The 8332-nt window shown below is 70.9% G+C and carries 8 protein-coding genes and 1 rRNA gene; 1 reads left to right on the top strand and 8 read right to left on the bottom strand.

Annotated elements, in window-relative coordinates; genetic code table 11:
- Positions 1 to 134 precede the first annotated feature (134 nt).
- From ACFWGZ_RS36955 to ACFWGZ_RS36930, 6 genes are all read right to left on the bottom strand, one after another.
- Positions 135 to 1067, bottom strand: coding sequence for an NADP-dependent oxidoreductase (locus ACFWGZ_RS36955; RefSeq protein WP_382456240.1), 933 nt, complete (start codon positions 1065 to 1067; stop codon positions 135 to 137).
- Positions 1064 to 3964: a bifunctional [glutamine synthetase] adenylyltransferase/[glutamine synthetase]-adenylyl-L-tyrosine phosphorylase gene (locus tag ACFWGZ_RS36950; protein ID WP_382456239.1), complete on the bottom strand. Its 2901-nt coding sequence runs from the start codon at positions 3962 to 3964 to the stop codon at positions 1064 to 1066. Before ACFWGZ_RS36950 ends, ACFWGZ_RS36955 begins: the two co-directional genes overlap by 4 nt.
- 26 nt (positions 3965 to 3990) lie before the next feature.
- On the bottom strand, positions 3991 to 4176 hold the full coding sequence (locus ACFWGZ_RS36945; RefSeq protein WP_382456238.1) for a hypothetical protein: 186 nt from the start codon (positions 4174 to 4176) through the stop codon (positions 3991 to 3993).
- On the bottom strand, positions 4173 to 5306 hold the full coding sequence (locus ACFWGZ_RS36940; protein WP_382456237.1) for an anion permease: 1134 nt from the start codon (positions 5304 to 5306) through the stop codon (positions 4173 to 4175). The genes ACFWGZ_RS36945 and ACFWGZ_RS36940 overlap by 4 nt, the downstream gene beginning before the upstream one ends.
- A gap of 86 nt (positions 5307 to 5392) precedes the next feature.
- Positions 5393 to 6148 carry a type 1 glutamine amidotransferase gene (locus ACFWGZ_RS36935; RefSeq protein WP_382456236.1) on the bottom strand — a complete coding sequence of 252 codons (756 nt, stop codon included), beginning with the start codon at positions 6146 to 6148 and terminating at the stop codon, positions 5393 to 5395.
- 25 nt (positions 6149 to 6173) lie between these two features.
- Complete coding sequence (locus ACFWGZ_RS36930) at positions 6174 to 6605, bottom strand: rhodanese-like domain-containing protein (RefSeq protein WP_382456235.1); 432 nt, start codon at positions 6603 to 6605, stop codon at positions 6174 to 6176.
- An 81-nt stretch (positions 6606 to 6686) separates the two neighbouring features.
- On the opposite strand from ACFWGZ_RS36930, the gene ACFWGZ_RS36925 reads away from it, so the two are divergent.
- Complete coding sequence (locus ACFWGZ_RS36925) at positions 6687 to 7136, top strand: Lrp/AsnC family transcriptional regulator (protein WP_382456234.1); 450 nt, start codon at positions 6687 to 6689, stop codon at positions 7134 to 7136.
- A 7-nt stretch (positions 7137 to 7143) separates the two neighbouring features.
- Here ACFWGZ_RS36925 and ACFWGZ_RS36920 read toward each other — a convergent pair whose 3' ends face one another.
- Positions 7144 to 7968, bottom strand: coding sequence for a GNAT family N-acetyltransferase (locus tag ACFWGZ_RS36920; RefSeq protein WP_382456233.1), 825 nt, complete (start codon positions 7966 to 7968; stop codon positions 7144 to 7146).
- A 105-nt stretch (positions 7969 to 8073) separates the two neighbouring features.
- Positions 8074 to 8190: ribosomal RNA gene (rrf, locus tag ACFWGZ_RS36915) — 5S ribosomal RNA — on the bottom strand.
- Positions 8191 to 8332 lie beyond the last annotated feature (142 nt).

Genomic DNA, 8332 nt, shown 5'->3' with positions numbered 1-8332 from the left:
TGGAAGTGGTGTGGGTGGTCGTGGTCTACACCCGCGGGCCTGTTGTCGACCCCGACTCGGACGCGGACTGAGCAGCAGGAAGTGGGGGCACTCCGCGCGGAGTGCCCCCGAACCTGAAGGAATAGCCGAAGATTTCAGACGGTCAGCACGACTTTTCCGCGCACATGCCCGCCTTCCAGCACTTTGTGCGCCTTTACGGCTTCCGCCAACGGAAAAGTCTGCTGCACTTCCACGTGCACCGACCCGGCCGCGACGAGATCGGCGAGCCACCGGGTCTGCTCCGCGTCCGGCCGCGCCCAGGTGTTCACCACGCCGAGTTCCAGCGCCCGCGGACCCTCCACGATGGACGTGAGCCGCGCCCGGTCGCGCACGAGCCGCAACGACTGCTCGAACGCCATGCCGCCGACGTTGTCGACCACCACGTCGACCTGGCCGTCCCCGCCCACCAGCTCCGCCACGGAGTCGACCAGCGCGTCGCCGTACGCGACCGGTTCGGCGCCCAGCGACCGCACGAACTCGTGGTTGCGCGGGGACGCGGTGCCGAGCACCCGCGCGGCCCCCAGCTCGCGGGCGATCTGCACCTGGAGGTGGCCGACGCCGCCGGCCGCGGCGTGCACGAGCACGACGTCCCCGGGACCGGTGCCGACGGCCTTGAGCGACTGCAACGCCGTCAGTCCCGCCAGCGGCAGCGCAGCGGCCGTCACGAAGTCCAGGGTGGACGGTTTGCGCGCGACCATCCGGTCCGGCAGCGCGACCAGTTCGGCGTAGGTGCCGAACTGCACGTGGTCCTTGCGCGCGTAGGCGAGCACCTCGTCGCCGGGCTTCCACGCCTGCACGCCGATGCCGACCGCGCGCACGACACCGGAGACGTCCCAGCCGGGGATCAGCGGCGTGTGGTGCGGCAGCAGGCCCTGCAGGTACCCGGCTCTGATCTTGGTGTCCACCGGGTTCACCCCGGCCGCACGCACCTCCACCAGCACCTGGTCTGGTCCGAGCAGCGGGTCGGGCAGCTCCTGCAACGACAGGACGTCGGCATCGCCGAACCGGGTCAACGCGATGGCTTTCACAGTCCCTCACCGTAGAAGACACGCTCCGCGACCGCACGTGCACGACGAGTGGTCCTGCGGTACTCCTCCAGGAACTCGCCCGGATCGCCGCCGGGCTCGTGCCCCATCACCGAGGCGACGGCGACGAGGTCGCGCCCGGACGTCGGCAGCTGGTCCGAGGCCTTGCCGCGCACGAGCGTCACGGCGTTGCGCGCCCGCGTGGCGAGGTGCCACGCGGCCGTCAGCGACGCGGCGTCCTCCGCGGCCAGCAGACCGGCGGCGACGGCGGCCTCCATCGCGGCCGTTGTGGACGGTGTGCGCAGGCCGGGAACGGCACCGGAGTGCTGGAGCTGCAGCAGCTGCACGGTCCACTCGACGTCGGCGAGCCCGCCGCGGCCGAGCTTGGTGTGCGTGCTCGGGTCGGCGCCGCGCGGCAGCCGTTCCGCGTCGACGCGCGCCTTGATCCGCCGGATCTCCCGCACCGACGCCGCGTCCAGGCCGTCGGCCGGGTACCGCAGCGGCTCGATCAACGCCTCGAAGTCGGCACCCAGCTCCGCGTCTCCGGCGATGAACCGGGCCCGCAGCAGCGCCTGCTTCTCCCAGATCTCCGCCCACTGCCGGTAGTAGGCGCGGTAGGACTCGAGCGTCCGCACCAGCGGCCCCTGCCGCCCCTCCGGCCGCAGGTCCGCGTCGACCTGCAGCGGCGGGTCCTGCGACGGCGCGCCGAGCAGCCGCCGGATCTTCTCGACGACCCCGCTCGCCCACTTCACCGCTTCGGCGTCCGAGACGCCGTCGAACGGCCGGCACACGAACATCACGTCCGCGTCCGAGCCGTAGCCGAGCTCGTGGCCGCCGAGCCGTCCCATGCCGATCACGGACAGCGCCGCGACGGGGTCGCCGGACGCCCGCACGGCCGCGTCCAGCGCGCTTTCCAGCACGGCCGCCCACACCTCGGACAGCGAGACGCACACCGTCTCGATCGGCATGAACCCCAGCAGGTCGGCGGCGGCGATCCGCAGCAACTCGTGGCGCCGCAACGACCGCGCGGCCGCGATCGCCCGTCCCGCCTCGCCGTAGCGGGACACCGCGCTGCGCAACGGGTTCCCGATCGAGTGCGGGTCGCCGCCGACGAGGGCCTCGGTGTCGGCGAGCAGCCGCAGCACCTCCGGCGCCCGCGTCAGCAGGTCCGGCACCAAGCGGGACGTGCCGAGCAGGCACGCGAGCCGTTCGACGACGGCGCCCTCGTCCCGCAGCAGCCTCAGGTACCAGGGGGTTTCCGCGAGCGCCTCGGACACCTTCCGGTAGGCGAGCAGCCCGCCGTCGGGGTCGGGCGTGCCGGCGAACAGGTCCAGCAGCACCGGCAGCAGCGCGCCCTGGATGCGCGCACGACGCGACATGCCGTGCGTCAACGCCTGGATGTGCCGCAACGCGCCGTCGGGCGAGGTGTAGCCCAGGGCGGCCAGCCGTGCGACGGCCTCCTTGGTGGTGAGGCGCAGCGCCTCGGTCGGCACGCCCGCGACGGACTGCAGCAGCGGCCGGTAGAAGAGCTTCTCGTGCAGCCGCCGGACCTGGTTGGCGTGCTTGCGGAACTCGGCGAGCAGCACCTGTCCCTCGGACTTGCGGCCGTCGGCGTGCAGGCCGACCGACCGCGCGAGCCAGCGCAACGCCGTCACGTCGTCGTCGGCCGGGAAGAGGTGCGTGCGCAGCAGCCGCTGCAACTGCAGCCTGTGCTCCAACGTGCGCAGGAACCGGTACGAGCGCCCGAAGTCCGCCGCGTCCTCACGGCCGACGTACCCGCCGGTGCCCAGGGCGGCCAGCGCGGCCGTCGTCGCCTGGATGCGCAGGTCCTCGTCGGACCGGCCGTGCACGAGCTGCAGCAGCTGCACCGCGAACTCGACGTCCCGCAGGCCACCGCGGCCGAGCTTGAGCTCGCGGTCGGCCAGCCCCGAGGGCACGTGGTCCTCGACGCGGCGGCGCATCGACTGCACGTCCTCGACGAAGTTCTCGCGCTCGGCCGCCGTCCACACGTAGGGCCGGACGACGTCGAGGTAGGACTGCCCCAGCTCGGCGTCGCCCGCGACCGGCCGGGCCTTGAGCAGCGCCTGGAACTCCCAGGTCCGTGCCCACTTCTTGTAGTAGGAGGCGTGGCCGTCGAGCGTGCGCACGAGCGCGCCCGCCTTGCCCTCGGGCCGCAGTGCCGCGTCGACCTCGAAACACGACTGGCCGGCGATCTGCATCATCGTGCTGGCCAGCCGGGTCGCGACGCCCAGGTCGCCCTCGGCGACGAACACGACGTCGACGTCGCTCACGTAGTTGAGCTCGTTCGCGCCGCACTTGCCCATCGCGATCACCGCGAGCCGGCAGCGGTCGGCGCCGGTCACCTTCTCCGCGGCCAGTTCCAGCGACGCGCGCAACGCGGACACGGCGAGGTCCGACAGCTGCGCCGCCACCGTGTCGTACGGGACGAACGGCAGCTCGGGTTCGACGACGTGCGCGAGGTCGTTGGCCGCGACGAGCAGCAGCTTCGCCCGGTACTCGGTGCGCAGCACGTCGCCTTCGGCGAGCTCGAGCGACACGTCGACGTCGTCGGTGAGCGACCGCCAGCGCTCGGTGTTGACGACGAGGAAGTCCGACAGCGCCGTAGAGGAGCCGAGCACGGCGAGCAGCCGGCCCCGCACCACCACGTCGTCGTGCAGCGCGGCGGACAGGGCGGCCCAGTCGGTGACGGTGTGGAGGCGCTCCAGACCGCGCAGCGCGAGGTCCGGATCGGGGCAGCGGGACAGCGCGGCCAGCACCGGTTCGGCGCCGTCGGCGGGACGGCGCTCAGCCCACAGGCCGAGTCCGCGCAGCACTTCCTCGCTGCGCGCCTCGGTGAGCCCGAACCTTGCTGGTGACGCGTGGCGGACTGGTTCGCTCATCACGAGTAAACCTAGTCCTCACGGCATCAGAAGACGATCAGGGAGAGCCCGTAGAGCACGACCGCGACGCATCCGGCGAAGCTCGCGTACGCGGGGACCTTCCTGTCCCCGGACAGCGCGCGGATGCCGACCACGAACAACGTCACGACGAGCACGGTGGCGAGGAGCGTGGCGCCGAAGACCTGCAGCAGCGCCATCCAGTCGACCTTCATGCCGCCACCTTGTGCAGCTCGGCCTGCGCGGCGACCTCGTCGACGATGTGCTCGGGCTTGACCGGCTCGCGCCGCGCCAGGATCCAGATGCCGAGCGAGACGACGATGCCGATGACGGCCACGCCGACGATCCCGGCGGTGCCGGTGGACGCCCACTTGCCCGCGAGCGCGCCGACGATGCCGGCGGCGGGCAGGGTGAGCAGCCAGCCGGCGGCCATCTTGCCCATGGTGCCCCACTTGACGCCGCGGCGGTCGCGGCCGAGGCCGGAGCCCATGATGCCGCCCGAGGCGACGTGCGTGGTGGACAGCGCGAACCCGAGGTGCGACGACGCGAGGATCGCGGTCGCGGTCGAGGTCTGCGCGGCGAAGCCCTGCGCGGGCTCGATGGTCGTGAGGCCGCGGCCGAGCGTGTGGGTGATGCGCCAGCCGCCGAGGTACGTGCCCGCCGCGATCGCGAGACCGGCGCTGACGATCACCCAGGTGGGCGGGCCGGAGCCGGGCGCGAGCGAACCGGACGTGATCAGCGCGAGCGTGATGATGCCCATCGTCTTCTGCGCGTCGTTGGTGCCGTGCGCGAGGGAGACGAGCGAGGCGGACGCGACCTGGCCGACCTTGAAGCCGGTGTGCGCGACGCGCGGGTCGGCCGCCTTCTTGAGGCGGTAGACGACGATCGTGGCGACGGCCGCGACCAGACCGGCGACGAGCGGCGCCACGATCGCGGGCACCAGGACCTTGTCGACGACCTTGGCGAAGTGGATGGCGTCCACACCGGACGCGACCCAGGCGGCGCCGATCAGGCCGCCGAACAACGCGTGCGACGAGCTCGAAGGCAGGCCCACGTACCAGGTGACGAGGTTCCACATGATCGCGCCGACCAGCCCGCCGAAGATGACGGCGGGCGTGATCTGGGCGTCGTCGACGATGCCACCGGAGATGGTCTTGGCGACCTCGACGGACAGGAACGCTCCCACGAGGTTGAGAACCGCCGACAGCGCGACCGCCGTGCGGGGCTTCAGGGCGCCCGTGGCGATGGAGGTGGCCATGGCGTTGGCCGTGTCGTGGAACCCGTTGGTGAAGTCGAAGATGAGAGCAGTGACGACGACGATGATCACTACAAGTGCGGGATCCACAGTGATCCTCCGGCTGGATCGAACAAGCTGTCCAGGAGATTACGGTACTGCCAACGGAGGATGTCTTAAAACCTACGAAAGTAACGTCACACCAACGGAAGTTGTGTGCCCAAACGTCCTCCGGGCGACAGTTCTCCCCGTACCATCCGCGCGAATCGGGCGACGAACGGCTGCCACACCTCTTCGAAGTCGCGGTGCGCTTCCTCGAGGAACTCCAGGTCGAAGTGGTGCGCCCGCGCGCAGGCCGCCGAATCCGGATCCTTCGCGGCCCAGTTCAAGACGATTTCCGGCGTCGTCTCGATGTGGAACTGAAGGCCGTAAGCGCTCTCGCCGACCCGAAACGCCTGATTGGGATATTTCGGGGACGCGGCGAGGTGTTCCGCGCCGGGCGGCAGCAGGTGCACCTCGTCGTTGTGGAACTGCAGCACGTCGGGCGTGAACGGCAGGTCCGCGAACAACGGGTCCCTGCCGGAGGCGTCGCGCTTCGCGACGAGCAGCACACCGACCTCCGGCCCTTGTGGACCCTTGCGCACCTGCCCGCCGGTGGCGGCCGCCAGGAGCTGTGCGCCGAGGCAGATGGCGAGGGTGGGGACCCGTTGCGCGACGGCGTTGGACAGCAGCCGCCGCGCGTCGGCGAGCCACGGGTGCTCGAGGTCGTCGAGCGCGCCCATCTCGCCGCCGAGGCAGACGACGCCCTGGTAGCCGTCGAGGGTCTGCGGCGCGGGCTGCTCCTTCAGCGGCACGAGGTCGAGCTCGACACCCTCGGCTTCGAGCCAGTCACCCAGCTTCGCGAGCGGGTCGGACTCGGAGGGCTGCAGGACCAGCAGGCGCGGTGCGTTCACGCGCTCGAGCCTATGTCGGCAGTGGTCAGCAGTGACACGCGACCTTGGAAACGTCCGATCCGGTGAGGCCGTCCGACTCGACCGGGTACCCGGCCTCCCGCCACGCCGTGATGCCGCCGGAGAGCCGCTTCACCCGGTACCCCCGCCGGGCGAGCTCGAGCGCGCCCTTGGTGGCGGCGTTGCACTGGAAGCTCTCGCAGTAGCAGATGTAGACCAGGTCCGGGTCGAGGTCCAGCCGCTCGGGGAGGTCGCGGTAGGGCAGGTTGACGGCACCGGGGATGCGTTCCCGCGCGAACGCCTCGGGCGCGCGGGTCTCGACGAGGACGTAGCCGGTGGTGTCGCCGGCCTGGAGGTCGCGGTGCACGTCGTCGGGGTCGGCCTCGAAGGCGAGCTCGGCGGCGAAGAAGGCGGCGGCGGTGTCCGGGGCGGCGGCGGGGAAGCGCAGTGCGTTCGTCATGCGCACGATCCTGCTTCGGCCTGCCGGGTCGCGGGCATGCGGAAGTCCAGGCGTTCGAGTCGTTCTCCCTATGATTTCCAGGTGGAACTCGACGTGGTGGACTGGAAGATCCTGGCGTTGCTGCAGGAGGACGGGCGGATGTCCTTCTCGGCGCTGGGCCGCGAGGTGTCCCTGTCCGCGCCGGCCGTCACCGAACGGGTGCGGCGGCTGGAGACGCTGGGCGTGATCACCGGCTTCACGGCCGTGGTCTCCCCGGCGCGGCTCGGGCTGCCGATCGAGTCGATCGTGCGCGTGCGGGTGCGGTCGCTCGACACGCCCCGGTTCCGCACGCAGGTCCTGGTGCTGCCGCAGGTCCTCGACGCGGACCACGTGACCGGTGACGACTGCTGGTTGCTGCGGGTGGTGTGCCGGTCGATGGGCGAGCTCGAGGAGCTCGTCGAGGTGATGCAGCGGTACGGGGACACGACGACGTCGCTGGTGTTCTCGTCGCACGTGCGGAACCGGCCGGTGTCGGCGGAGCTGTTCTCCTAGGCGCGGTTCAGTCCTTCCACCAGAACTCGGCCCAGTCCTCGAGCGGTTCGTAGCCGATGCGCTGGTAGATCGAGTTCGACACCGGGTTGGTGAGGTCGGCGAAGAGGAGGACCTCGGCGGCGCCCTGGTCGAGAGCCCACCGGCTCACCATCGCGCTGACCGCGGCGCCGTAGCCGTGCCTGCGGTGCTCGGGCGGGGTGTAGACCGGACCGACCCTGGTCATGCCGGCGTGCGGGAGGCTGCCGACCGCCCAGGCGACCGGGACCCCGTCGACCTCCCACACCGCGTGACCGTTGCCCAGGCGCAGGGAGCCGCGGACGTGGTCGGCCGTGGACTCGGGCGGTGCTTCCGGGACGGCCTCGTCGGTGAAGGCCTTGCGCCAGGTGGCCAGGAGTTCGACGTCGTCCTCGGTGGCCATGCGACCGGAACCCTCGACGGCCGGCGGGACCAGGTCTCCGAGGCGGTAGAGGCGGGTCGCCAGCGACTCGGTGAACGACTTGCCGGTCGCTGTGGCGAACGCCTCCGACTTCTCGCGCGGGCCGGTGACGCCGGGGGCGTCCGGGTCGAGTTCGCCGGTGATCTGCACCGCCAGGTCCACCGCGGCGAGGGGCAGGTCTGCCGTCTGGAAGGGCCAGGGCGGGGTGCGGACCAGTGAGCCGACCACGTCACCGTCGTCGTGGAACGTGATCAGGAGCGGGGTCGGCTCGTCCGGGAGCCGGCGGATGCGGTCCAGTGAGGTGATCGCCACGGTGTTGCGCACCGGGTCGGCGGCGAGCCGATCGCGGGTGGCGGTGTCGAACGATTCGAGGGTGGTGTGCACGACCGCGTCCATGAGGTCATGAGATCAGACCAGGCAAGCGGAAATCGATCGCGACATGCAGAAGACCCCTGAGGGGAGCACCGAAGCGCTCGACCCTCAGGGGTCTTCTGAAAGATTGTCCGGCGGCGACCTACTCTCCCACACCGTAACCAGTGCAGTACCATCGGCGCAGAAGGGCTTAACTACCGGGTTCGGAATGGGACCGGGTGTTTCCCCAACGCTATAACCACCGAAACTCTGTGGAGTTGTACCTGCGGCGATCGGTATGCCGCTCGGTTCTTCCAGAACCGCACAGTGGATGCGTAGCGTCTTTGTAACAAGTCCTCGGCCTATTAGTACCAGTCAGCTCCAACCGTTACCGGTCTTCCACCTCTGG

The organism is Lentzea sp. NPDC060358, from assembly GCF_042725365.1.
Taxonomy (GTDB): domain Bacteria; phylum Actinomycetota; class Actinomycetes; order Mycobacteriales; family Pseudonocardiaceae; genus Lentzea.
This window is presented reverse-complemented; position numbering and strand designations above follow the sequence as displayed.